The following is a 22,799-nucleotide window of genomic DNA, read 5'->3' as shown; positions in this document are numbered from 1 at the left end:
TATTATGAGGGCTAATTTTGCCTGTAAAAGCATTATCTTATTTTTTATAATGGGAACAGGTTGCAGTAAATTTGTTGAAGTTGGGCCACCCAAACATTTGGTTGTAACCGATAATGTATACTCACGTAATGATTCCGCCACAGCGGTATTGTTAGGCATTTATGCCAAAATGGGGATCGGCAATACTTCGCCATACCGGATAGCTTTCTTATCCGGTTTAGGAGGTGATGAATTAACCGGTTATGCTAAGGCTCAGATGTTGCAGGTATATACAAATGCTATAGATCCGGCGACTAATGACTATTGCAATTCATTTTGGGATGCGGCGTACACAATTATCTATATTGCAAATGCTGCTTATGAAGGATGTAGTCAGTCTACAGCCTTAGATCCGGATGTCAGAAAACAATTGATGGCCGAAGCGCTTTTTATAAGGGCTTACTGGTATTTTTACCTGGTTAATTTTTACGGAGATGTTCCGCTGGCTCTTACAACGGACTATAAAAAGAATCAGGTACTTTCCCGTACGCCAACTGATAAAGTGTACGATCAGATTATAGCAGACCTGACAACGGCCCAAAGTAATCTGAATGCCAGCTATGTTGGGCAAAACAGTATTTCCCCTAACAATGAACGTTTACGGCCAAATAAGGCAACTGCCGCAGCCCTCCTGGCACGGGTTTACCTCTACCGGGGTGATTATACCCAGGCAGAGGCTCTGGCAACTACCCTTATCAATGCCAGTGGGATCTATGCGCTTGTTGAACCAGATCAGGTATTTCTGAAAAACAGTAAGGAGGTGATATGGCAATTAATGCCCACAACTTCCAATGGGACGAGTTTTAATACTCCTGAAGGATCAGGATTTATTTTAAATACCCGCCCTGATCTCGAAGAGAAATCAGCAATCAGTCCTCAGCTAATGAATTCATTTGAAGAGGGGGATCTTAGAAAAGCAAATTGGATAGCGCGCTACAGGGATGAAACGGTGCTTCCGTATAAAGATTATTATTATCCGTTTAAATATAAAGTCAAAAGTGGTGAAGAGCAGACTGAATGCTCCGTATTATTTCGTTTGGCAGAACAGTATTTGATCCGCGCAGAATGTAGAGCGCATTTGGGGAAACTCTCTGAAGCCATCGAGGATCTTGATGTGATCAGAAAAAGAGCAGGACTGCCATTACTGGCCAATACTCATCAGGATATTGGTCAAGAGGATTTGTTGAACGCAATCCTAAAGGAAAGACAAAATGAATTATTTACCGAGCAGGCACACCGCTGGTTTGATTTGAAGCGCACCGGAACTGTTGATAGCATAATGCGCACCGTTACTAATGCAAAAGGGGGATCATGGAAAAAAGAAATGCAGCGTTGGCCCCTTCCGGCCAGTGAAATTGTGATTGATCCCAATCTGAAACAGAATGAAGGGTATAATTAAACTTAACTATCACTTACGGTTTTCGGGGAATTAACTTTATGCCGGATAAGGTATAAACCTGGAATGTGGCATAATCCCAGGAAGTATAGATACACCCTTTTCCGGTTTCGGGACAATCAAAGGAAATCAGTACTGTATGGTATACTCCCGCATTAACAATGAATCCAAAAAATGATTTGGCTCTTGTGGCTACAGCTGCTCCTGTGGCTGCCATAATTAAAATAATGGTGAGTAATATTTTTGCTTTTTTCATAAAGAAAATATTTAGGGTGAAATAAATCTTATAGCGTCCTTTTATACCTGATTTGTAAGATGATGCCGGTTATTGCCAGTAATAAGAAGCTGATGTTAAAAATCAGATGATCTGGCCAGCTTAATTGCCTGATAATACCACCGCAGGTACATGGTCTTTTTGTTGTAAATAACAGCACATAAGCCACATAAACAGTAAATACCAGCATTAATACTAACGAGCCTAGTAATCCGTACTTCCTGGTTTTATTAGGTATGAGTAATGCTGCCACAATTATTTCAGTGCAAGGAACCGTTATCGATATTACGGTTGCGTATGAAGCAAGTAAAGGTGATCTTCTGAGATCATATAAATAATAATCGTAAGAAATTAGCTTGCTTATACTTGTATAAACAAATAAGAGAAAAAATGCACTGCAAATAGTTTCTATGACAGTTGCTCCTTTCATGATTGTGGTTAACTCTTATATCATCTAATTAGTCTACTGGCTTATCAGGCCCCTCCGGTGGGATTTTTGTGTTGTCCGGAGAATGAAGTGATAAGAGAATTCATTTGATTAAATGTCCCAGTCTGTTTGCCCCATGAAAATTTATAATATACCAGCTTTTGGGTTATTGCCTGGTATAAATTTAATAATAAATATTCATAAAAGTGTTAGGAGATACATTGAAAAAACATAAGAGATAAGGAAGTTTTTTTCAACTATATGTCCGCCGCCACAAAGTTACCAGGTCAATGTAATTGCCCTAAATAATTAGAATTTCAGGAACCTTACGCGAAATGAGTAGAAAAATGACAATACTCAGGCAAAAATCACGTGAAAAATAGAAAAACTGAAATTGCTGCCGGATTACAATATAATATATTGATAAGTAATACTTTATTTTACTGAGTAATATTCTTTTCCTAAACGAGTCAACCCTTGTGGTGAATATGCATGGGCTGTTACAAATTTAGCAGTAACAATAGGGAGTATGAATTCGACTTCTGATTCAAATGTGGATACTTTTAACAGCAAGGTCATGGAACTTTTCAATTTGAGTTCTGGTAACCTGCTACAGGAAAACAACATTTTGATCTGGAACCTTTGGGCTGGGTCGATCAAGATGAATGGGAAAATCATGCAAGTTATTGGCGACATTCCATTAATGTAAACCATCGCCCACCTGAAGGAGAAGGGACCAACATAACAAACTTTAATGGAGAACAATTTAAAGCTAACGAAATTGATTTAGGTTTTAAAATCTTCGAATTTGCTGTGTGGATTGGACTGCAGCTGTTATAAAGAAACCACTTAAAGAAATGGACAAATCATACTTGTAATGATTTGTCCATTTTTCGTTTTCAGGAAGATTGCGTTACCCAGCTACAGCTATTATTAGCTTCGTAATTTTGCAATGTTTAGGATAACCTTATCGGGTTTCAGAGTGATTCTTGCTTTCATTTCTGGCAGTACACCGGTCGGCTGTAGATGAAATTGTTTAAGAAGAGAGAACAGAAAAAATGATATTTCGACCATCGGATCCGCTTAGTTAATGGTGATCAATAAGTAGGTCCACAGCCATTTTACGCGAAGGTTCATCTAATATATTAACCGTACCCCAATTAAAAATCTGATCGATCAGCATGCGTAAAGAAGATCCTTTTTCCGTTAAAGAATAGAAAACTTCCTGTGGATAGCTGCTTACTCTAACTTCCCGGTCAATAAGGCCTTGATTTTCTAAGTCTCTTAACTGCTCAGTCAGTACCTTTCTACTGATCTTTGGCATCCGCTTTTGCAGCAAACCAAACCTATTGATATCATGCTGAATAAGATAAAGGATGATGGGTTTCCATCTGCCGCTGATTAACCCGATGGTTTTACCCACGGGACAGCTATAAGTGTCATATTCATTTGTTTTCATAATACCTATTGAAAAAAATTGGTAGTTACTGTTTGGTAACTTCTTGATTGGGTTATTAGTACTGCTTAGTTTTGCTTTTACAAAAATAAAATTATGTCGAATATATTAAATCATGAACGAGCAAAGGTAACCCTTTATAGTATTATAATAATGAGCTTAACCTCACTGCATCACGTATATGGTGCAATAATATATCATACGCAATGGCGATTGCATGTGTTGTTATTAAGCATCCCGGTAATTGTCATCACGTTATATATAAATCGATTACTTAACCCCAAAGTCAATACCTCTAATAATTATTTGTTCTGGATATACAGGGCAATTACCTTATTGGTTTCAATTATTCTTATCGGACTATTTGAAGGGATATACAACCATATTGTCAAAAATATCCTTTTTTTTGGCGGTGCTTCAAAAAGTGGTATGAGCAAGCTTTTCCCCCCTGGAATGTATGAAATGCCAGACGATGCTTTTTTTGAAATAACGGGCGTGATGCAGGGTGTTATCGGAATAGTACTTATTGTTTATTTTATCCGCTTAACCAGGGAGATTATTCATACTAAAAATAGCTAATTGAATATCTTTATGATGATAAGGTTCGAATATAATCCCTCTTTGCCCGCTGAAAGTGGCTGTCTCAAAAATAATTGAGGCAGCCACTTTGGTTTTCCTATAAAGACAATTTTCTCTAAGCAGACACTGCCTCGCAAGCTGCAATATCTTGTATCATTTCCCATTAAGGGGAGTTTACAACTTCTATTGATCACCTACAGAGGTACTCATTGATTATAAATTAAGCTACCTAAATAAATGCTGTTACTACACTTAATTCCATTTTCGCTAATAAATGACAGGTAAATTTCCAGTGTTTTTCCTTTCCAGATTTCATCTGACAGTCTCAATATGTCAACGCCTCTACTCCTTTTTTCGCCCCATCGGTTATACACTGCTTCATTCAATGCAGGTGAATAGGCCAGCAACATCACGCGATCTGTGCCGTGAGCATAAGTCTGGTCTGGTGACCAGGTAAATATTAATTGGTTACCCTGTAGCGTTACTGCGGCCTTAATACCTACGGTGTTTATTGGACCTTCGGTTAGCCTTGCCTGTGCATAATCTATTGTATAATCTGGATACTCACCTCTAAAAACATGCTTCATCTGATAAGATACTGCTGCATTATATGGAGTAAGATTTTTACCTCTGGTAGGATAAGTAAAGCCTGCTTTTACTAAGTCTGTAAAAGAACTTAAGAACTTGTGTGTCAGCGCCATTTTTTGCCTGCATGCCAGCTGCTTTTCTGTAGGTGGTTTTGTGCTCTTTCTACGACGGCTACGGATTATCTGTTGCCCATTGAGCATATAACCTTCCAGGTTACCTATTATACCCGAAAAGCCTCCTAAAAAGCCATTATTTAAACGTGCCATTGTGATATGTTTTATAATTGAATGTCTGTTAGTCTGTTTATCAGCTAACAGGAATTTTTTCAAAGTTATGCATGACATATGCACCCTATTTGCGCAGTTGCGGATTTACGGAATTTATTGTTCTAACAAACTATTGAAACAAGGAGGTAAGTGGGGGGTGTCTGGTACAATAGTTTATAAATAGGTCATCGCTAAGACTTAGGTTGGTCATCCGTTGTTCGCTGTTCTAAGCGTTGAAAGGATGACCAACCTATGGCTTACCTATGTTTTTTGAATGCTCTACTCTCAGAGACTCCCCGGAGCTATTAGCAGCTCAGGCATACCAGGCTACAGTTTATTTCAATAACGTAACAATGTGATTAATATAAATTAGACAAAATACAAGCAATCGCAGTTATCACCTGTGACTTTAGATAAGAGGTTGTTAGAAGCCACCTTGGCGTCTTCAGTTGTTCAAGTTTGAATATCTCCTTCAATTCATCTGTGTACTCAGGATAATAACATTGATTTTCTACATCAAACACTGGCATGTATAGGTCCAGATGGTCTGCGATTTCATTCAGCAAATACAACCGGAGGTCCCACCCGTACACAATCGTATCCGACCCATACACAGAAAGCGCAGGTCTGTCTGGCAAATCAGCCTGGCTGACCAAAAATCTATGAGATCTGAGGGGTATTAACTTCGGTGCTTTCGCATACCAGTCAGCGAAGATCTGCTCTTTCTCTTCTACAGACGCTGGCCTACTTCCCCAGGACTTCAGCCATACACTTGTGGATGGTGAAACATCTGCAAACACTGTCCGATAAGACCAGTCTAGTCTGGAGATGATTTCTTCTTCATCTTCCAACCAGTTATAGAAAAAAGATGACTTATAACTTTTGATTTCACCATCTTCTTCATATTCATTTACCTCTTTCCTGTCAATGGTATGTAAGATCCGTAAGAAAGCCCTATGCTCAGGCATGAACCGGATACCATACTTTGCCTCGATGACATCGATCTGCTCTTCGGTTATTCCTATCCATTTTGCACCCTCTACCCATTGAGGACAATTATACCTGTCAGTAGCATTCAGGATATTTTACTTTATTCAAAATATTCAATCCAATACCATAGATATTATTTCCCTTTAAAACTCCTGAAATTATAAGTAAAACTAACCATTACATACCGCTGGCGTACACTGGTCCTTGTGTCCCTAATAGTATTAGCCGTGGTAATTCTTGACACATTCAAATTCTGCTCCAACAAATCATTAGCAGACAGCTTTACCTCTCCGGCATGATTTTTAAACACCCGTTTGCTGACAGTGGGAGAAATCAGTGGGATACCTCTTTTGTAACCTGGAGCCAGATTATTATTGAATACATAGTAAAGATTAAGATCGAACATCCAATCATGGTAATAATACCGGGCATTAGCAGTTAATTGTTCTGTGAGGTAATTGGTGCTTACCATGTCATAATGCACTTTAAAGAAATTAGTCATTGAGCTGATATAATAATCAAACTGTTCAGCAATATGGCCTTGCCAGGAAATACTTTCACCTATACCTGATGACTTTGTACTACTTTTCACATCATTGAGCAAGACTGGTGTATGCTGGTAGTTGAAGGAAGTTAACAGGTTAAGGGAAGATTTCATGGTCTTCATGGGGAAGCTATAACTTATGCTGGCACTGCCATTATATGTACCATTCAGGTTGACTGGCGTACTTACCTGGGCTCCAGAAGGTAACTGGGAAATCGCATACTGAATAGCATTCCTTACACTGCCCATATTCATTATAATGGAGAGCATCCGCTCTGATCTTAAAGTAAAGGTATAAGTAAGATTGGCATTGTGCATATAGGGCTGTACAAGATGCGGATTACCCTTCTGGATAAACAGGGAATCTACAGTCAATTGAACAGGTTGTAATTGTTCTACAGAGAGTGCGAGGGGCATACCAGTATAACTAAACTGCAGCCTTTGCATGGCAGAAAGCCTCCAGGTAGCATTGACTGAGGGGGTCATACTGTAATACTTTGCATATACAAGACTATCCCTTGTAATATTACTTCCTTTTATCCTGTCTCTTTCTACTCCAATACCCGCTACAACATGCCACTTGTTATTATTTAAACGATAATTCAGCATAAGCTGGTGGGTCTGGTATAAGTTTTTAAAATGATTGCTTTGAAGGCTGTCTGGCAGATCATACAAATGTGAATCATCATTCAGGCGGAACACCTGGCTGTTCACATCGCTATTGTTATATCGGAATTTATAATTGAGCTCCATCGCCTGGTTATGACCTAAAGGCTCAGTATAGGAAACAACAGGATTGATGGTAGTAGTGGTCGCCTTTGTTTCATTTCGCTGATCCATGCGTACCTCAGCAGGTATTTCGGATAGAAAGGTAGTGAGCGTGTTGCTGGTGCTATTATTCTTTGTTTGACTTGAATTGAGCGATACATCGATAGAAAGCGTTCTGGAAGGCTTATGGAAACGATGCATATAAGACAGGTTACTACCAGCAGATTGTTGTGTGATGGAAAGCACCCGGTGGTTGTCTGATCTGTAAATGCTGTCAGTAATATTTTTGCCTGTCAGCCAGGACTGGTGGGAATCGGTAACGGTAGAGGTGCTGTAACTGATATTGGGCTTGATCATGATAGTATTGAGACTATCCGGCCTTGTATCAATACTGAAATTAAAACGATGCCGTTCGCTGGTTCTGATATTGTTGCTCACCTGGTTGTTGAGTGTCAGGGAGTCGTCAGGAAAAATATTTTGGGTGTGGCTGGTCTGATCATAGGAGGTTCGCTGACGAGCATAGGAATAATTGCCATAGGTGAGGGTTTTGGCGCCCCATTTATCCCGGTAGTTCAAATCAACAGAGCCTAAATGATTTATACCGGGGCTGATCTGGGGAGGACCACCAGCAGGCATTATACTCTGCGCCTGGGAATTGATATCATTCGCCTGCGCAACCATCGAAAGCTGTTGATTGTCGTTAAAGCGGTTTAGGTTGAGGCCTGCATTGTAGGTAGAAGAAGTACCAGCACCCGCCATTATATTGCCAAAAAATCCTTTTCGTTTATTCTTTTTTATTACAACATTGACGGTTTTTTGTTTGGGGCCATTGTCAAACCCATTAAATGCCTTCTGATCAGGGCTGGCATCATATACCTGTACTTTATCTATAATCTCTGCAGGAAGATTTTTGGTAGCTACCTGCGAATTGCCGCCAAAGAAGGGCACTCCATCTACCAGGAACCGTTCTACTGTTACGCCATTTACCTTAATGTTTCCATCGGGGCTCACTTGTACACCTGGCAATTTTTTAAGCAATTCTTCCAATGCTGCGTATGCCCTTGTAGGAAAGCTGCCAGCATTGAACTCCACCGTATCATTTCTAAATATTACAGGAGGTTGTCTGACTACAATATCTCCAAGACGATATACCTGGGGAGCCAGGGAAATAGTATCCAGGGTTAGCTCAGGATGATCCGGATGAATAGGCAGATAACGGGTCTCAAAACCCAGGAAGCTTATTTGCAACAGGTAATTTCCATAGGGTACACGGGCCAGTTTAAAAGAGGCATCAGACTGCACTGGGGTAAAACGTAAAAATGCAGAATCGGCAGCTCTTAACAACACTACAGAGGCGCCTCTCATTTGCTGACTACCAGTGCTATCCTGTAATACACCGGATATAGTAGCTACCTGTCCGGTAGATACCAGGTAGAAGGAACAGCAAAACACCAGCATGGCAATGGTCTTTACAACATTCATGATGTACAGGAATAAGTGAGGGAAAGAAAGGCTGCCTTTCCCGAGCAGCCTTTCAGGATATTAAATTACCATGGACTTGTACTCCAAAGGAGGGTAAATTCCATATAACCAATTGGGTTACTGGAACTGTAATAAGTCTTCCTGTAATTCATACTGGAAGTGATAGGAATAGTACCAATACCACCAGGAGGAATAACTACATAAGCACTAGGTGCAGGGTAGTCATAATTGTATTGTATATCCAGCTTTACGTAATAAGTATTCGTATAGCTCTTGTTGCGTACAGAAATATAGGTGTCGCCTGGTACTGCCTGTACAATAAATGCATTGGCAATGCTGGTAGGTACCTGATCGGCTTCTATAGTTCCCAATTCTACGGTAGGATTTGTATGCTGGATATCAACACCATAATATGGCCAGTAGTAATCGTGGCTAACACCACTTTGACTGGTAGTAGCATGCAGTACAAAATCATGTACTTCCATATCATAATCGAAGATGTCGCCTCCGGCGCCAAGGTAAACATGAAGGGTTTTCTGTGCCTGCGCGCTGAATGAGAATATACAGCAGGACAAGACAATAAAGGTTCCATAGATCTTTTTCATAAAAAAAATGAGGCTTTTAAAAGTTAACAATATGTGTTAGGGAAAATTAAACATAGATAAAGTCTTCATGGATCCGGGAATCAAAAACAGGGTTTCGGGTTACACATTCCGGGTTGGGTTATTCGTTGAGTAATTGCGGACATAAAATTAGTTAACCGGGCTTTCGGTGCGTGATACCAATAGATAAACAGGGCGCATGTATCTGCTAATTATAGAAATGTATCTCCAAAATGAATAGTTATCATGTTCAACGTAGCTAAAGAGGATAAAAGTTAAACGCATTTTGCAGGGCGCGTTATTTCGCAATGCTGTTGTAAACCATCCATGCAACTTTTAGTGCTAAATATTACAAGAGTGTATTAGAAAACATGAAGTATGATAATATGGGACAGGCAGTCACCAAGAGCTGCCGGTAGGGGCCTTTATTTACAGAGATGATGCAACAAATGAGCATAGCGACTAAATAATACAACTCTGCTGGACCAACAAGTTGTATTATTTAGTCGCTATGCACTTACAATGCTTCGTTTTTTATGCCTGCTCCCGGTTTCTATCTACCCAATAGGCAATAGAAATGATAATTGCCATCAGGGTAGTAAAGGAAACAAACAATTTCATCACCGAATCAGAAGGAGCCGGGCCAAAGGTATTACCAACCTGAACTAACACAAGCAAAGTAACTAACGTCCAGAGCATCCATTTTCCGATCTTATTCCTGGTTTTGGTAAAAGTCGCATAAATGTATGTGCCTGCTAAGAATATTATTAATTCAATAATCAGTGTGAGTGCAACATGATTCCACAGCCCGAATCCTACTTTGTAATCTCCAAAAGGGGTCAAAGGTAAATCCGCCGTGTGTACGATCAAATCAAGAAACCAGTGACTTAAAACGCAAAGACCAATAACAACGGTACCCCGGATGTCCCGTTTAAACAGCCAGTAAATACTCCCCACTACGAAACCCCATACAACTCCCATGAGTAAGCTGTGTGTGTAAGGGAAATAAAGAAAGTCAAAAGGATTTGTTTTTGTATAACCAGGTACGATTGCCACTTTTTCAACATGGAAAACGAGTAGAAATGGCCAAAGGAGATCAATAAATTGTGTAGCTATAAAAAGAGTTGCTAATGAAACCTTTGGAGCCGCCCTTTTAGCTGCAAAAGATAATCCGAAATGTCCGATAAACATAGTTTGGTTTTTATTTATTCATTTATTAGTAAAAATGAATAAATAAAATAACAATCCTCTTGACATAGATCAAGAGGTCCATGAATTGTGTTTTTTTCGGATGCGGCTAAAGGTTTCCGGTGTCATCCCCAACATAGAAGCTATGTATTGCAGAGGCACCTGGCTAAATAATTCTTTATTCTGATTATAAAAAGAGGAATAACGCTCTTCTGCGGGCATCGATAAGTGAGCAAAGATCCGGTTTTCCATCATGATAAAACATTTGACGATGAACTGTTTTTCTATCTCAGGCCACTTAGGTACAATTTCGGCAATTCTATTATAATCATCTTTGTGAATAGTTTGAAGCTCAGTGTCAGTCAATGCCTGGATATTCCACCGCGAAGGAGTCCCGAAAGTGAGACTGGCCATGTCTGCAATGAAATAGCCTTTCGAGCCAACCCATTGTGTTACCTCCTTGTCCTCCACCGATGCGTACATTCGCAGAAAGCCAGACTGAATGAAACATACTTTATTACAAGAGGTATCGCTCTTTAAAAAATAGTCTCCTTTCCTGAGTGCGGCTGGTTTAAAAAGAGATGCTATCTTCGACATATCTTCTCCGATCACATCGAAATTGGCATGAACATATTGCTCTAACTCCGTCATTTATTTATGGCTTTGGGGGTTTGTCAATGTACTGTGTTAGATAATGGATTACCTGTTTTTTAACTGCAAATAAATTTGAAGTCGTTAATCATCGATATTCCAAAGTTAATTAAATCCTTCAACAAACCATATCACCACCATTACTTAATGCTTAGCAACTGCTCCTACTAGTTTTCTATTCTTGTATAAGATTGGAATCATTGGCAAGGTAGACCAGTCCCAGGTTAAGTGATGGGTGCAATTTTTCATCATGCGCTAATGGTTAAAGGGGCGAAATACTTGTTAAGTTTTCGGTTGTGTGCCGGAACGGGTTGGTCTATCTTTGGGAAAAAGAAATAGTAATGCTGACTAAAGAAATGATGTACAAAGCAATTGTCGAAAAGGACATCCGCTTCGAAGGAACATTCATAACAGCAGTTAAAACCACTGGAATATTTTGCAGGCCCACCTGTACTGCACGGAAGCCTAAAGCAGAAAATGTGGAGTTCTTTAAAACAACCAGCGAAGCCATATTGAAAGGATACAGACCTTGTAAAGTTTGTAACCCTATGGAAAAAATTGGAGAAACACCTGATTTTATTAAAGAGATTTTAAACGCATTAAATGCAAACCCATCATTAAAATTTAAGGACTGGGACTTAATTAAAAAAGGTATTGAACCAAGTACAATACGAAGATGGTTTTTAAAAAATCATGGTATTACATTTCATGCTTATCAACGGATGTTTCGTATTAATGCAGCCTTTAAAAAAATACAAGAGGGTGAAACGGTTACGGCTGTTGCCTTTGATACAGGTTATGAATCCTTAAGTGGCCTTGGAGACTCTTTTAAATCAGTTTTCGGCGTATCCCCTTCAAATAGTAAAAACAAACAGGTTATAAACATTATCAGCGATATGGAGCAACACATTCTTATTGCTGATTTTCTATTGTACGCTTCACACTGACTAACAACAGTATCAAATTCAACAAACATAGGTTAACCAATAGTGATTTATTCAGTGATGGATGAAAAGAAACCTGTGTATATAAAAATAACCATATAATATGAAAGAGAAAATGAATAGATCAAAATGGCTTGCTTTGATAATCGTGTTGACTGCACCAATGCTGTATGTGGTGGATATCTTTATTATAAATATGGCCATACCAGCTATTAAAAAAGGTGTGCATGCAACTGACGGGGAAGTTCAATTAGTTATTGCCGGATACTTACTCGGAAGTGCTGCCTTTTTAATTTCCGGTGGTAGAGCAGGAGACTATTTGGGCAAGAAGAAGGTGTTTTTCCTGGGCATGTTCTTTTTTACTCTTACTTCTTGTCTTTGTGGTCTGTCGCAAATAGCTTTGCAGCTTAATATTACCCGTTTCTTTCAGGGAGTTAGTTCCGCTATTATGGTTCCCCAATCAATTGCTTTTATACAAATACTGTTTACTAATGAGAAAGAAAGGGCAAAAGCCATAGGATGGTATGGTGTAACATTAAGTATCGCCGCTATTATAGGGCAAATATTAGGTGGATATCTTGTTGATACACAATTTGGAATAGAGGGCTGGCGGCTTATTTTCTTAATCAACCTGCCTATAGGTATAATAGCCTTATGGGCAATATGGAATTTTTTAGAGGAAACCGATAAAGAAACAGGTAAAGAATTTGATTATACAGGTGCTACAATCTTAACTATAGGACTCATTTGTTTGATTTATCCATTAACAGAAGGACGTGAGAGAGGCTGGCCGCTATGGAGCCTTGGGCTTATAATATTATCTGTGATTATATTTATTTTCTTTATCCGTGATCAAAAAAACAAATTGCTGCTTAATAAGATCCCATTGATTGATGTTGTACTTTTTAAGATTAGAGCATTTAATATAGGTTTACTCGCTGTCTTGTTTCATTTTATGATGCATACGGCCTTTTTGTTAATGAGTGCTGTGTATTTACAAAACGGGCTTGGGTTATCGGCATTAGACTGCGGCCTTTATTTCGTATTACACGCTGTTTTGTTTATGATATCTGCCATGATCGCATCCAAACTAATTGTGAAATTTGGAAAAAGAGTATTACAACTAGGCGTCGCAATTATTATGGTATCCTTTATATTGCAAATTCTTTTTTTTAAACCGCATGTAAGTGGCTTATATGTAATCCTGTTAATTGGAATGTATGGCTTAGGAAATGGACTGGTACTTCCTTCTTTACTTACAGTAGCATTAGGAGCCATTCCTCCTAAGTTTGCCGGTGTTGCTGCCGGAATATTTTCTACATTTCAGCAAACAGCTTCAGCTCTTGGGATTAGTATATTGGGCGGTATATTCTATTCTGTTATTAACATGAACCACTCGAGGCTCAACTACTATAAAGCTTTCACTTATGGTATTGCTGCTAATATGGTTTGCTTGTGTGTAGTGGTCTTTATGCTGTATTTAATGCCAACGTTCGTTAAACAGGATTCAATTGAAATACATACTGCATAATCTTTGGAGTATCCTTTAGATAAAACCAGATCAGGAGCAATGCTGTACCTTATAGGGGCTAATTTAAGTGGAGTCTGAGTATGGATATAAATTTGCGGACAGTGTTCGCAAGATTTCAATTTCTTGTAAATCAGATAAATATGATTTTGCGAACACTGTCCGCAAAATGTGAGAATATGCTTTATAAAAGTCTTTACATAGATAGAGGTGCCGTTCCCGTATAGATGTTACCCCTGCCATTTTAAGATTTTCAGCAATTTCTTTATATAGCTTTTGACCATATACTGCCCGATCATCTCCATGTTGCTCGTATTCAACAATATAAAAACCTATTATCCAATTACGCAATGTTAGAGCAGTATTGACCTGTTTCTGTACTTTGTTTAAGAAATGAGGAGTGTGGTAAAGGTGTTGTGTCAAACTTTGAGACAACAGATTTGTCTATTTTATCCCTTAAAGAGTGGCATCATCAGGTTAATGTTTTCCAGATTAAATTCATTGATAATTTACCATTTTTTGACAGTGAAAAATATGGAAAAATTTTACGATTATTGCAATTATATCAAATGCGATAAGCTTTTGATCTGGCAGTAACTCATACTGCCAGCTTGTTGATCACCCTAAAATAATCTGTTAAATCTCAAAAACTATGCAACAAAATCAGCGCAGGCTAGAACAATCATTTATTCCCGCAGGATGGATTGGTGGATTTTCTACAACCTTCCCCGAACAACCCTATCCAAAGTCAGAACTTCTTTCATCCCTCCCTTTTGAAGGAAATATGGATAACATTCCAAACATTAACCGTATGTTGAGGGCTAAGTGGCCGGAATTTAGCTGGGAGGTAACTAAAGGAGACCCCACTACAAGGAAGTACCAGATGTTTGCGCCGGATATATCCAGACTCGGGTACGATAATACCGGAAAAGTCTGGTCCATAATATGTCCTCAACAAGGTATTTATTTTCCAACGCTTGGTGCTACGTTGAACGTTGAAGTTACTGTTACTGGAAACAGAGGTTGGATTAACGAGCTTGCATCTGTAGAAGATTTATTTGCAGCAGATATAAAAATCCAACCTACAATTTGGTTCAGTCCGGACAGTGTTGATAGTTGGCTATGGCAACAGCTTCTGAAATTGAACAACAAATGGTCTGACAAGTTACCCCTTAGCAAACTTAAAGGGATCAGGATAAGTACATCTAATGGGGACAACACCAATGACATAATTCAAGTACGGATGGGTGAATACCCTGATTACCCTTTTCCTGAACGAGCCAACCATTGGAATGAATATGCATGGGCTGTTGCAAATTTAGCTGTAACAATAGGGAGTATAAATTCGACTTCTGATTCAAATGTGGATACTTTTAACAGCAAGGTCATGGAACTTTTCAATTTGGGTTCTGGTAACCTGCTACAGGAAAACAACATTTTGATCTGGAACCTTTGGGCTGGGTCGCCTGAGTTAGTAAATCAAGATGAATGGGAAAATCATGCAAATTATTGGCGGCATTCCATTGATGTAAACCATCGCCCACCTGAAGGTGAAGGGACCAACATAACAAACTTTAATGGAGAACAATTTAAAGCTAACGAAATTGATTTAGGTTTTAAAATCTTCGAATTTGCTGTGTGGATTGGACTGCAGCTGTTATAAAGAAACCACTTAAAGTTTGCAAAATGTAAACAATTTATAAGGGCCAATTACATAAAAGAATTTTCAATTGTTGTATACAAAAGAAAGTGGGTGTCTTTGTTTAAAGATACCCTCTTTCTTTTAATGACTTCAATTTATCAGAAAATCTTTTCAGTACTGATAAGATTATGTAATTAATCACCGCATATTTACGGTGATTAATTACATAATCGGCTTACTAAGAAAGAAAGCCTGATTTCATTGATTCAACTAGTAATTTCAGCCCATTCGGATATATTAAAGCAAAATTGGTCAATAAATTGACAGATTCTTTTCAAATCCCCTACAAAAAGGGTCGAAAGTTGTCCCTCTTTCTCCATATATTTTAGTTTACCAGCATTATTTCTATCTCCAACTTGTCCAATGAGTATTTTTCAAATTTTACAACGTCAACCTTGTTGTTGTAGTAGAATTTTGAAGCGGTCTCTAATATTAATTGTGTTGAAAATTTGCCCAACCTGTCCCGCTCTATTATATGCAATAATGTTGCTGTAGTTTGTTTAGTATTTCTTTAATTCTACTTCCAAAGAGTCATATTCCTTTTGAAGCTTAATTAACGTAACTATTTTTTTTCCATCAGCTGAAACTAATTCTTCTGCAATTTCCAGGCGCTTTGCGGAATTGGTATCAGTTTTCTTTACACTTTCTAAACTGTCTGAATTTTTATAGTAAAATGCTTTTACCTCTTCCATCTCTTCCTTAATAGTTTGTTGCCTATTTACAATTGTTTCTTTCTTGTTTTCACAAGAAGAAAGTATAATGATACTTAGCAAAAGAAAAAATCTCATAAATTTTAATTTTAATAACATTTTTAATTTTTATGCCTAAAACGCACTCCTCAAATTGTATTCAATAGCAGGATGCCAAATTGCTATTTCACACAATATATTTCCGCTATTATACGCTTCCATAAGAAAACAATTTTTGCAAGCAATTATTGTTCAATATTATCAACTAATTACATAGAGAAATCTCAAGATAGTTTGCTCGTCGTTTCGGCAAATGCGTTAGTTATAATTACAATCTTTGCCTAAATCATAAACAAATGGTTCAAAAGTTGTCCCTCTTCGCACGCAGATAAAATGGAATAATTAAGTATGGTTATGCTTGATTATTCCCATTTCTCTTTTACAGTTGCTTTTTAAACAGAAGGTAATCAAGACTCCATTTGCCTGAACCTGCAAAAAAGAATGTCGCAAATAATAATAGCAATAAGAACGGCAGTGTCTCTTCCCCTAAAATCTTTGCGTTTCCCATTATAAAAGTTATGACTGACATGTTTATAACCAACAGAATAGATACAACCCTTGTAAATAACCCAAGAATTAAGAAAATTCCCCCCAATAATTCTGTTGTTTTCCCAACATAGGCCATGAACGAGGGAAGAGGAAAGTGGATATCTTTTAACCATGCTGTATTCCCCTCCATGTGGTCCTTGCTAAAAACTTCCAGTCCGTATTTCATTATAATAATACCGGTAATCGCCCTGAGAATAACAAACCATTTATCAAGGTAGAGGCTGGACGTAAATAGTTTTCTGATCATAACTTGATGTTTAATATAACTTTAATAAAACAAACCTAGTCTACCTGATTTTGAAACCCGGAAACTAACTGTAAAAAATTGTAAATAGGAATGTAAAATCTTTGTAAACATGCGTTCACGGATGTTTTTACGGATTGGAATCATCGTTGTCCTTGCGACAGGTTTGGCCTTTATTAATATGAGAACATCTACTTTTTTTGATGAAGAAAAGAAAATGATTCTCTTACGACAGGTAGGGCATGAGTTATTGCTATCTGCCGGTGACTCTTCCTCAAGGGTACTTCCTATTATTGATCGGAATAAATTACTGAAAGAAGGATGGGAGGATGAAGGGGTTATCACAGGGCGGAGTTTGGATATGTATGTATCTAAACTAAGGGGAAAATTACAAAAAGATCCTGATATAAGTATAACTAATATACATGGGAAAGGTTACCGGTTAAGTAATATGTCTGGTTGCCACCCCTGATCTACCGATATAACTTTCTTGAAAAGTTTATTATATAACTCAAATTTTCAACAAAAAGGTTCGAACTTCGTCCCTCACAGCCCGCAGGTAAAAATGGAATAGTTAAGTATGGTTATGCTTGATTATTCCCGTTTTGTTTAGAGGTAAGTAACAACCTGCCTGTCTTTTTTTCTAAAGTAAAGTTGTGCCAACCACCTGGGGGATTCCATTCTCCTTCACCATAAATTTTATCTTCATCAAACCTATTTATGATTACTCCATCAATCCCCAGATTACCGTTTTCCCATAAAATCTTTCCTTTTGATTCAATGCAATAGAGTCCATTGGCATCGGTAACATAGCAAAGATTATTTTCAACATAAAGATGTCCAAAATATCCTTTCATTTCCATCGTGAGCACATTCATTCTTTGCAATAGATCAAACATGTAAAAGTGATTTTCATGTCCTATTAGAAGAAAATTACCAATTACCCTTGCTTGTTTAAATGGGCTGCAATGATATTCATACTTTATTTTAAATACTGTAACATTGTTCTCCTCCCGAAGTATCAAATATTCCTCCTGGTTCAGTCTAAAAGAATCGGATCCGGAAATCAATATTGGGTCCAGATTCAAATCACCTGGTAACACGTCAGAAAAAGAGAGATGCATTCGTATGAGTTAGTATTTATTAAAAAACATGGCTAATGATTTTTCTACATAGCTTTGGGTCAGGCCGCAATATTATAATTCCACCTTAAAACATGCTTAATAGCTGGCTGGTAACAATTCCTGTAAGAATAGCAATGAAGAAGCTTAGGAATGTACCAATTACTACATATTCAGTAAGTTTGGTTTCTTTAGGTTCTTTTAAGTCACCAAATCTGAATACCGACTTTGCCGCCAGTAAAAAACCAACTCCTTCCCATTTTCCTAACAGGATAAAGATAAGAATCATTAGCCTTTCAAGAAATCCAATCCATTCGCCAGCATCTTTTAAGGATTCAATCACTACTATTTCGTGTGGCCCAGAACGAGCATTTGTACCTGGTGTCCATTTGGAGATTGCAATTTTGGTAATCAGAGATGCAGGTTTCAATACAAATAAAATGGCGGTACTGATTATAAGCGTTCTGGGAGTAGCTATGGCAGCATAATTCCATGACACTTGTTCATAGAGGGACCATACGAAAAACAAAACGACTAAATGCGCAATTTGATCTATAAAAAACCATGCTCTTAGCGTAGTTGGTTTTTGATATTGTAATTTTATTCCATCAATAAGCAAATGGGATAACATAATTAGCAATGCCACTTTCCAGAAACTACCTTTCCAGGTAATTAACAGAATTAATGTGAAATGTATGAATACATGCAGATATAAATATGGAGAGCGCCATTTCTGTAATTCTTTACTGGCAACCCATTTGTTGCGCTGTAAGAAAAAATCGCCAAGAATATGAGCTAAAAAAAATTGGAGTAGCAGTATCATATTAGCTGATTTTCTTTGTAATACATTTTTCGTAAAATGCTACCAAGTCCATAATTTCATCGTAGTGTGCTCTTTTCTGGGCCTCACTAACGGTAGACTGTGTTCGCTCTATTTTTTCGCCTAATTCTTTTTGTGAGAGTGTACGGTTAATGATTGACGCTGTTACTATTTGGGCAGTAGCGGTACTCCATTTATCCAGCACTATCGAAGCAAGGCGGAACATTAAATTTAGTTCAGTATCCAATTCCGGCCAAGGGCTCCTTATTGCAAGGTGCTGCTTTAATTTTTTAAGTTCTTCAAACATTTCTCCCGAATTAATAAATACTTCCCCATTGGCTTCAGTGATTTTTGGTGTATCAAAATTCTTTTCTCCTATTCCTATTCCCATCCTTACGTCTAATTTTTCGACAGACTTTATGCAGGCCTTAATGCGAATTGCTGCCAATAGAGCATATTGGGGTTGACTTATTTCTACCTGAAAACTGTCCCCTCTGTATATCTCCCACGTTTTTGGTGATTTACCCCACTCTCCCAGAAGGGCTTTTAAGGGATTTAACCAAATGGCTGGATTCTCTACTCTCCGTGAATTGATAATATCTCCTGTAATAACACTTGTCATGATTCTAATATCGGTTAAATTAACGATATTTCAAAATATCGGTAAATATGACGATATGCTGCTTGCTATTTTGATCCTATCGGCTTTAAAAGCGATAATTTAAATTATCGCTTTTAAAGCCGATAGTTTTTTATTTGGAGGTGGCCCCTGGTAATCCTTTGTAAGTTCAAAATACCTTCGATCCAAAGTTCTGACAGGCTACTATTTTATTCAAATCGTACTCAAATTGGTTCGAAAGTTGTCCCCTACGGCCCGCAAGCTTTAAGCCTTCAAGTCGAAAGATTTGGTGGCTTTTTGGATGATTTAAACGACATTTTCGTACTCCATTTATGATCTTATCGGATAATTAAGTTGTAAAATTTTAAACTTTGAGATCAATAGAATTAAACTCTAAACCTAAAATTCACCTTAATCCTAGGTTTGTAAACCTAGAATTAAGGTGAATTTTAGGTTTAGAGTTATTATATTTGCATTAAATAGGGTGCAAATGATCAAAAGAGCTATATACGACCAGATCATCAGCAATCTCTTCAAAGGAAAGGCTATTATCATAACAGGACCAAGGCAGGTTGGTAAAACCACTTTGCTTCAGGCGATCATGGCTCAAGCTGAAGGTAAAGTACTTTACTTAAACTGTGATGAGCCAGATATCCGGCCAATGCTGACAAGTGTCAGTTCAACATCTCTGAAAGCACTGATAGGGGATAATACACTGGTGTTGATAGACGAAGCCCAACGGGTCAAGAATATCGGTCTTACCTTAAAACTCCTTGTAGATAATTTCAAAAATATACAGGTCATTGCGACAGGATCTTCTGCATTGGAACTGGCTAATGAGATCAATGAACCTTTGACAGGTCGCAAGCGGGAATATCATTTGTATCCCTTCTCGACCAAAGAAATGGTAACAAATGCCTCTATATTACAGGAAACCAGGCTATTGGAACACCGAATGATCTACGGCTTTTACCCTGATATTGTAAATTCACCCGCAGATGCACAGGCAAACCTGCTGGAACTGACTAATAACTATCTTTTCAAGGATGTACTTTCATTACAGGATGTACGCAAGCCTGCTTTACTTGAAAGATTACTGGTTGCACTGGCACTACAGGTAGGTAGTGAAATTTCCTATAACGAAATCGGAAAAACCATTGGCACGGACAACAAAACAGTTGATCGGTACATCGAACTGTTGGAAAAATGTTTCGTAGTCTTCCAGGTAGGAGGGTTCAGTCGCAATCTGCGTAATGAAATCAAAAAAGGAAAAAAGATTTACTTCTATGATAATGGCATCAGAAATGCACTAATTAAGAATTTTTCACCCTTTGAATTGCGACAGGACATTGGCTCCCTATGGGAAAACTTCCTGGTAAGTGAAAGGATGAAAGCTAACCACTACGCGAACCATTATGTGAATACATATTTCTGGCGTACCCATCAGCAACAGGAGGTTGACCTGATTGAAGAATCCGGTGGAAAGCTTTACGCATGGGAGTTTAAGTGGAATGAAAGAGCAAAAGCTAAAATTCCGCAAGCATTTATGGATGCCTATCCGGGCAGTATTGCCAGTATTATTAACAGGACTAACTACATGGAATTTGTGAATGTATAATAATACTCAAAATCAAGTACAATAGATCCCATTTCGAACTTCGTTCCCCGGAGTCCGCAAGCTTTAAAGCCTTCATGTCGAAATATTTGGAGGTTTTTTCATGCACGACACGTTTCAAATTTTTTAATCTTATTTGATCCGTCGCAGGTTCATTTATTAAGAAATATTTTCTGCTTTTTATTCCATATCTCCCAATAATTTTCTTTTGCTTCAGCGTTCAAAAAAGAAGCGTTTATCAGCTTATGTACTTCTGTATTGTAGGACTTAAATTTCTGGTAACTATTAGCTCTTACTTTTTCTGGAATATTTAACAGAATACCGAGAGCTTCAAAATCTCTTAGTTTAATATTCTTCTTTTTCCCGCTAAGCAATAGCGCCAATTCTTCCTGGTCTTTTGGAAATACGAGGTTTACATTCAACAGATCATAAGCCGGGCTCAATGCAATGCCATTTTCAAGATGCAACAGGGAGAAATTTTTAAGGTGCATATCATTATTTCCAGTTAGATAACAGAAAAGTAGTAGCTCGAAATACTTTAACGCATCCAGTCCGGAATTTGTACAATATGTTAGAATTAATTTACCAGCTTTTTCATAAGATCCTTTATACTTGTTCTCTGTTGGGAACTCAGATAGTTGACAGAAGTCTTCAACGTGAATCTTTTTTCCATTTATCCTATCAAAACGCCTGGCAATGTAAACAAGGTTTCCGTCGGTAGCTCTGAGCAGAGTATGATTACAAACAGCAATGCCAAATATTTCCGCCAGGTGCATTGTAAGGTCTTCTGTTTCCGGCATAGCGGTAAATTCTTCATGCTGAGGCTTCAATATATATTCTCCCCATAATCCTACGATTGTAAGTCTACCGTTACCCTTATTTTTCTCCAGCGTAATAGATAACTTAGGCTGTACTCCTGTTACTGCTATATGCTGGCTAATCGTCTTTTCTGCCAGGTCTTTTAATAGTTGCCTGTCCATCTTCAGCTCAGGCATCATTTCAGTATCAAAAAATCGTTTTGAACACCTGGAATGGTATTCCTCATTTCCAGAATCCTTATAGCAGAATAAACAATTAGGCATATTATTCAGTTTCATTTTCAGGTACTACACTTACCGCACCAATGGCATCCCGGCAGGTAAGTAATAACAATTCAAAGCGATCATTACCTTTAACTTTCCAGTGATCTTTGGCTATATTTAATAGCCAGCCTTCAGGAATTAATCCATCAAAAAAGGCAAACAACGTGAAACTATGGAATGCTTCCTTCCTTAATGGCATAGTTAGACTTATGGGTTTTGCAGATTCATCAGCTAAGTAATCTGTATGGTAAACAAACTTATAACCTGCATCGGATTCTATAATGAAACCGGCAAGTACGCTGCCATAATATACTTTTCCTGTTTTACTCATGATTCTTTGATTTAGGGGCGGGTATGAGTTCCATTCCAAATAAGGCCAGTAACTGATTTACTTTGTCCATACGCATGGATGTTTTACCTTGCTCAATTTCCCGGATAAGGCGTAATCCCAGGCCTGACTTCAAAGAAAGATCCTCCTGAGTCAAACCGTTCTCTTTTCGCTTAGCCTTAATAGTTTTTGACAAAAGGGTCATATTATACCTTTTAGGGTATAAAAATACGGAATTATTTAATTTT

The 22,799-nt window shown here is 38.0% G+C and carries 25 protein-coding genes; 7 read left to right on the top strand and 18 right to left on the bottom strand.

Annotation, left to right across the window (positions count from 1 at the left end; all coding sequences use genetic code 11):
• Nucleotides 1-4 precede the first annotated feature (4 nt).
• The gene (locus tag BM176_RS31375; RefSeq protein ID WP_090108368.1) at nucleotides 5-1,438 is read left to right on the top strand and encodes a RagB/SusD family nutrient uptake outer membrane protein; all 1,434 of its coding nucleotides are present in this window, start codon (nucleotides 5-7) and stop codon (nucleotides 1,436-1,438) included.
• A gap of 13 nt (nucleotides 1,439-1,451) precedes the next feature.
• Here BM176_RS31375 and BM176_RS31370 read toward each other — a convergent pair whose 3' ends face one another.
• The 3 genes from BM176_RS31370 to BM176_RS31355 form a co-directional block, all read right to left on the bottom strand.
• Complete coding sequence (locus BM176_RS31370; RefSeq protein WP_090108367.1) at nucleotides 1,452-1,691, bottom strand: DUF6520 family protein; 240 nt, start codon at nucleotides 1,689-1,691, stop codon at nucleotides 1,452-1,454.
• A 28-nt stretch (nucleotides 1,692-1,719) separates the two neighbouring features.
• Nucleotides 1,720-2,139, bottom strand: a complete 420-nt coding sequence (locus BM176_RS33210) for a MauE/DoxX family redox-associated membrane protein (protein WP_369823761.1) — start codon at nucleotides 2,137-2,139, stop codon at nucleotides 1,720-1,722.
• A gap of 1,084 nt (nucleotides 2,140-3,223) precedes the next feature.
• Nucleotides 3,224-3,595 (bottom strand): winged helix-turn-helix transcriptional regulator, encoded by a 372-nt coding sequence (locus tag BM176_RS31355; protein WP_090108364.1) that lies wholly within the window; start codon nucleotides 3,593-3,595, stop codon nucleotides 3,224-3,226.
• Nucleotides 3,596-3,688: 93 nt separating this feature from the next.
• On the opposite strand from BM176_RS31355, the gene BM176_RS31350 reads away from it, so the two are divergent.
• On the top strand, nucleotides 3,689-4,171 hold the full coding sequence (locus BM176_RS31350; protein WP_090108363.1) for a hypothetical protein: 483 nt from the start codon (nucleotides 3,689-3,691) through the stop codon (nucleotides 4,169-4,171).
• Nucleotides 4,172-4,377: 206 nt separating this feature from the next.
• Here BM176_RS31350 and BM176_RS31345 read toward each other — a convergent pair whose 3' ends face one another.
• From BM176_RS31345 to BM176_RS31320, 6 genes are all read right to left on the bottom strand, one after another.
• On the bottom strand, nucleotides 4,378-5,025 hold the full coding sequence (locus tag BM176_RS31345; protein ID WP_143097971.1) for a DUF6266 family protein: 648 nt from the start codon (nucleotides 5,023-5,025) through the stop codon (nucleotides 4,378-4,380).
• A 359-nt stretch (nucleotides 5,026-5,384) separates the two neighbouring features.
• A complete protein-coding gene (locus BM176_RS31340) occupies nucleotides 5,385-5,993 on the bottom strand; it encodes a hypothetical protein (protein WP_090108361.1) in 609 nt (202 codons plus the stop codon).
• 155 nt (nucleotides 5,994-6,148) lie between these two features.
• Entirely contained in the window at nucleotides 6,149-8,809 is a 2,661-nt protein-coding gene (locus BM176_RS31335) for a TonB-dependent receptor (RefSeq protein ID WP_090108360.1), read from the bottom strand.
• A 65-nt stretch (nucleotides 8,810-8,874) separates the two neighbouring features.
• Nucleotides 8,875-9,414: a hypothetical protein gene (locus BM176_RS31330; protein ID WP_090108359.1), complete on the bottom strand. Its 540-nt coding sequence runs from the start codon at nucleotides 9,412-9,414 to the stop codon at nucleotides 8,875-8,877.
• Nucleotides 9,415-9,945: 531 nt separating this feature from the next.
• Complete coding sequence (locus BM176_RS31325; protein WP_090108358.1) at nucleotides 9,946-10,602, bottom strand: metal-dependent hydrolase; 657 nt, start codon at nucleotides 10,600-10,602, stop codon at nucleotides 9,946-9,948.
• Nucleotides 10,603-10,671: 69 nt separating this feature from the next.
• Nucleotides 10,672-11,250, bottom strand: coding sequence for a Crp/Fnr family transcriptional regulator (locus BM176_RS31320; RefSeq protein ID WP_090108357.1), 579 nt, complete (start codon nucleotides 11,248-11,250; stop codon nucleotides 10,672-10,674).
• A gap of 341 nt (nucleotides 11,251-11,591) precedes the next feature.
• Here BM176_RS31320 and BM176_RS31315 point away from each other — a divergent pair, with 341 nt between their 5' ends.
• Together BM176_RS31315 and BM176_RS31310 are read left to right on the top strand one after the other, a co-directional pair.
• The gene (locus tag BM176_RS31315) at nucleotides 11,592-12,197 is read left to right on the top strand and encodes a bifunctional transcriptional activator/DNA repair enzyme AdaA (RefSeq protein WP_090108356.1); all 606 of its coding nucleotides are present in this window, start codon (nucleotides 11,592-11,594) and stop codon (nucleotides 12,195-12,197) included.
• 100 nt (nucleotides 12,198-12,297) lie between these two features.
• Complete coding sequence (locus tag BM176_RS31310; protein ID WP_090108355.1) at nucleotides 12,298-13,725, top strand: MFS transporter; 1,428 nt, start codon at nucleotides 12,298-12,300, stop codon at nucleotides 13,723-13,725.
• Between the two features lie 63 nt (nucleotides 13,726-13,788).
• Here the strand turns inward: BM176_RS31310 and BM176_RS33205 are convergent, their stop codons facing one another.
• Nucleotides 13,789-14,145 carry a DUF1016 N-terminal domain-containing protein gene (locus BM176_RS33205; RefSeq protein ID WP_090108354.1) on the bottom strand — a complete coding sequence of 119 codons (357 nt, stop codon included), beginning with the start codon at nucleotides 14,143-14,145 and terminating at the stop codon, nucleotides 13,789-13,791.
• A 229-nt stretch (nucleotides 14,146-14,374) separates the two neighbouring features.
• Here BM176_RS33205 and BM176_RS31300 point away from each other — a divergent pair, with 229 nt between their 5' ends.
• Nucleotides 14,375-15,385, top strand: a complete 1,011-nt coding sequence (locus tag BM176_RS31300; RefSeq protein ID WP_090108353.1) for a hypothetical protein — start codon at nucleotides 14,375-14,377, stop codon at nucleotides 15,383-15,385.
• A gap of 539 nt (nucleotides 15,386-15,924) precedes the next feature.
• Here BM176_RS31300 and BM176_RS31295 read toward each other — a convergent pair.
• A complete protein-coding gene (locus BM176_RS31295) occupies nucleotides 15,925-16,212 on the bottom strand; it encodes a hypothetical protein (RefSeq protein ID WP_143097970.1) in 288 nt (95 codons plus the stop codon).
• A gap of 340 nt (nucleotides 16,213-16,552) precedes the next feature.
• Nucleotides 16,553-16,969 (bottom strand): DoxX family protein, encoded by a 417-nt coding sequence (locus BM176_RS31290; RefSeq protein WP_090108351.1) that lies wholly within the window; start codon nucleotides 16,967-16,969, stop codon nucleotides 16,553-16,555.
• A 109-nt stretch (nucleotides 16,970-17,078) separates the two neighbouring features.
• Between BM176_RS31290 and BM176_RS31285 the strand changes: the two genes are divergently transcribed.
• The gene (locus BM176_RS31285; protein ID WP_090108350.1) at nucleotides 17,079-17,438 is read left to right on the top strand and encodes a winged helix-turn-helix domain-containing protein; all 360 of its coding nucleotides are present in this window, start codon (nucleotides 17,079-17,081) and stop codon (nucleotides 17,436-17,438) included.
• Between the two features lie 112 nt (nucleotides 17,439-17,550).
• On the opposite strand, the gene BM176_RS31280 is transcribed toward BM176_RS31285, so the two are convergent.
• The 3 genes from BM176_RS31280 to BM176_RS31270 form a co-directional block, all read right to left on the bottom strand.
• Entirely contained in the window at nucleotides 17,551-18,090 is a 540-nt protein-coding gene (locus BM176_RS31280) for a hypothetical protein (protein WP_090108349.1), read from the bottom strand.
• 85 nt (nucleotides 18,091-18,175) lie between these two features.
• Nucleotides 18,176-18,910, bottom strand: coding sequence for a DUF3307 domain-containing protein (locus tag BM176_RS31275; protein ID WP_090108348.1), 735 nt, complete (start codon nucleotides 18,908-18,910; stop codon nucleotides 18,176-18,178).
• Nucleotide 18,911: 1 nt separating this feature from the next.
• Nucleotides 18,912-19,529, bottom strand: coding sequence for a SatD family protein (locus BM176_RS31270; protein WP_090108347.1), 618 nt, complete (start codon nucleotides 19,527-19,529; stop codon nucleotides 18,912-18,914).
• Between the two features lie 487 nt (nucleotides 19,530-20,016).
• Between BM176_RS31270 and BM176_RS31265 the strand changes: the two genes are divergently transcribed.
• Nucleotides 20,017-21,144 carry an ATP-binding protein gene (locus BM176_RS31265; RefSeq protein ID WP_090108346.1) on the top strand — a complete coding sequence of 376 codons (1,128 nt, stop codon included), beginning with the start codon at nucleotides 20,017-20,019 and terminating at the stop codon, nucleotides 21,142-21,144.
• Nucleotides 21,145-21,293: 149 nt separating this feature from the next.
• Here BM176_RS31265 and BM176_RS31260 read toward each other — a convergent pair whose 3' ends face one another.
• The 3 genes from BM176_RS31260 to BM176_RS31250 are packed head-to-tail and all read right to left on the bottom strand — an operon-like array spanning nucleotide 21,294 to nucleotide 22,756.
• Entirely contained in the window at nucleotides 21,294-22,223 is a 930-nt protein-coding gene (locus BM176_RS31260) for a HipA domain-containing protein (protein ID WP_090108380.1), read from the bottom strand.
• 1 nt (nucleotide 22,224) lies between these two features.
• On the bottom strand, nucleotides 22,225-22,554 hold the full coding sequence (locus BM176_RS31255; protein ID WP_090108345.1) for a HipA N-terminal domain-containing protein: 330 nt from the start codon (nucleotides 22,552-22,554) through the stop codon (nucleotides 22,225-22,227).
• Nucleotides 22,547-22,756, bottom strand: a complete 210-nt coding sequence (locus tag BM176_RS31250; RefSeq protein ID WP_090108344.1) for a helix-turn-helix transcriptional regulator — start codon at nucleotides 22,754-22,756, stop codon at nucleotides 22,547-22,549. The genes BM176_RS31255 and BM176_RS31250 overlap by 8 nt, the downstream gene beginning before the upstream one ends.
• Nucleotides 22,757-22,799 lie beyond the last annotated feature (43 nt).

It is taken from the genome of Chitinophaga sp. CF118 (genome assembly GCF_900112615.1).
Classification (GTDB): Bacteria; Bacteroidota; Bacteroidia; order Chitinophagales; family Chitinophagaceae; genus Chitinophaga.
Note: the sequence above shows the minus strand (reverse complement) of the source record. Positions and strands in the feature narration are given on the sequence as shown.

Bases quoted from the DNA above. Each gene is read 5' to 3' on its own strand.
- BM176_RS31375 (WP_090108368.1), top strand. From the start codon at position 5: ATGAGGGCTAATTTTGCCTGTAAAAGCATTATCTTATTTTTTATAATG.
- BM176_RS31370 (WP_090108367.1), bottom strand. From the start codon at position 1,691: ATGAAAAAAGCAAAAATATTACTCACCATTATTTTAATTATGGCAGCC.
- BM176_RS33210 (WP_369823761.1), bottom strand. From the start codon at position 2,139: ATGAAAGGAGCAACTGTCATAGAAACTATTTGCAGTGCATTTTTTCTC.
- BM176_RS31355 (WP_090108364.1), bottom strand. From the start codon at position 3,595: ATGAAAACAAATGAATATGACACTTATAGCTGTCCCGTGGGTAAAACC.
- BM176_RS31350 (WP_090108363.1), top strand. From the start codon at position 3,689: ATGTCGAATATATTAAATCATGAACGAGCAAAGGTAACCCTTTATAGT.
- BM176_RS31345 (WP_143097971.1), bottom strand. From the start codon at position 5,025: ATGGCACGTTTAAATAATGGCTTTTTAGGAGGCTTTTCGGGTATAATA.
- BM176_RS31340 (WP_090108361.1), bottom strand. From the start codon at position 5,993: ATGCCTGAGCATAGGGCTTTCTTACGGATCTTACATACCATTGACAGG.
- BM176_RS31335 (WP_090108360.1), bottom strand. From the start codon at position 8,809: ATGAATGTTGTAAAGACCATTGCCATGCTGGTGTTTTGCTGTTCCTTC.
- BM176_RS31330 (WP_090108359.1), bottom strand. From the start codon at position 9,414: ATGAAAAAGATCTATGGAACCTTTATTGTCTTGTCCTGCTGTATATTC.
- BM176_RS31325 (WP_090108358.1), bottom strand. From the start codon at position 10,602: ATGTTTATCGGACATTTCGGATTATCTTTTGCAGCTAAAAGGGCGGCT.
- BM176_RS31320 (WP_090108357.1), bottom strand. From the start codon at position 11,250: ATGACGGAGTTAGAGCAATATGTTCATGCCAATTTCGATGTGATCGGA.
- BM176_RS31315 (WP_090108356.1), top strand. From the start codon at position 11,592: ATGCTGACTAAAGAAATGATGTACAAAGCAATTGTCGAAAAGGACATC.
- BM176_RS31310 (WP_090108355.1), top strand. From the start codon at position 12,298: ATGAAAGAGAAAATGAATAGATCAAAATGGCTTGCTTTGATAATCGTG.
- BM176_RS31300 (WP_090108353.1), top strand. From the start codon at position 14,375: ATGCAACAAAATCAGCGCAGGCTAGAACAATCATTTATTCCCGCAGGA.
- BM176_RS31295 (WP_143097970.1), bottom strand. From the start codon at position 16,212: ATGAGATTTTTTCTTTTGCTAAGTATCATTATACTTTCTTCTTGTGAA.
- BM176_RS31290 (WP_090108351.1), bottom strand. From the start codon at position 16,969: ATGATCAGAAAACTATTTACGTCCAGCCTCTACCTTGATAAATGGTTT.
- BM176_RS31285 (WP_090108350.1), top strand. From the start codon at position 17,079: ATGCGTTCACGGATGTTTTTACGGATTGGAATCATCGTTGTCCTTGCG.
- BM176_RS31280 (WP_090108349.1), bottom strand. From the start codon at position 18,090: ATGCATCTCTCTTTTTCTGACGTGTTACCAGGTGATTTGAATCTGGAC.
- BM176_RS31275 (WP_090108348.1), bottom strand. From the start codon at position 18,910: ATGATACTGCTACTCCAATTTTTTTTAGCTCATATTCTTGGCGATTTT.
- BM176_RS31270 (WP_090108347.1), bottom strand. From the start codon at position 19,529: ATGACAAGTGTTATTACAGGAGATATTATCAATTCACGGAGAGTAGAG.
- BM176_RS31265 (WP_090108346.1), top strand. From the start codon at position 20,017: ATGATCAAAAGAGCTATATACGACCAGATCATCAGCAATCTCTTCAAA.
- BM176_RS31260 (WP_090108380.1), bottom strand. From the start codon at position 22,223: ATGCCTAATTGTTTATTCTGCTATAAGGATTCTGGAAATGAGGAATAC.
- BM176_RS31255 (WP_090108345.1), bottom strand. From the start codon at position 22,554: ATGAGTAAAACAGGAAAAGTATATTATGGCAGCGTACTTGCCGGTTTC.
- BM176_RS31250 (WP_090108344.1), bottom strand. From the start codon at position 22,756: ATGACCCTTTTGTCAAAAACTATTAAGGCTAAGCGAAAAGAGAACGGT.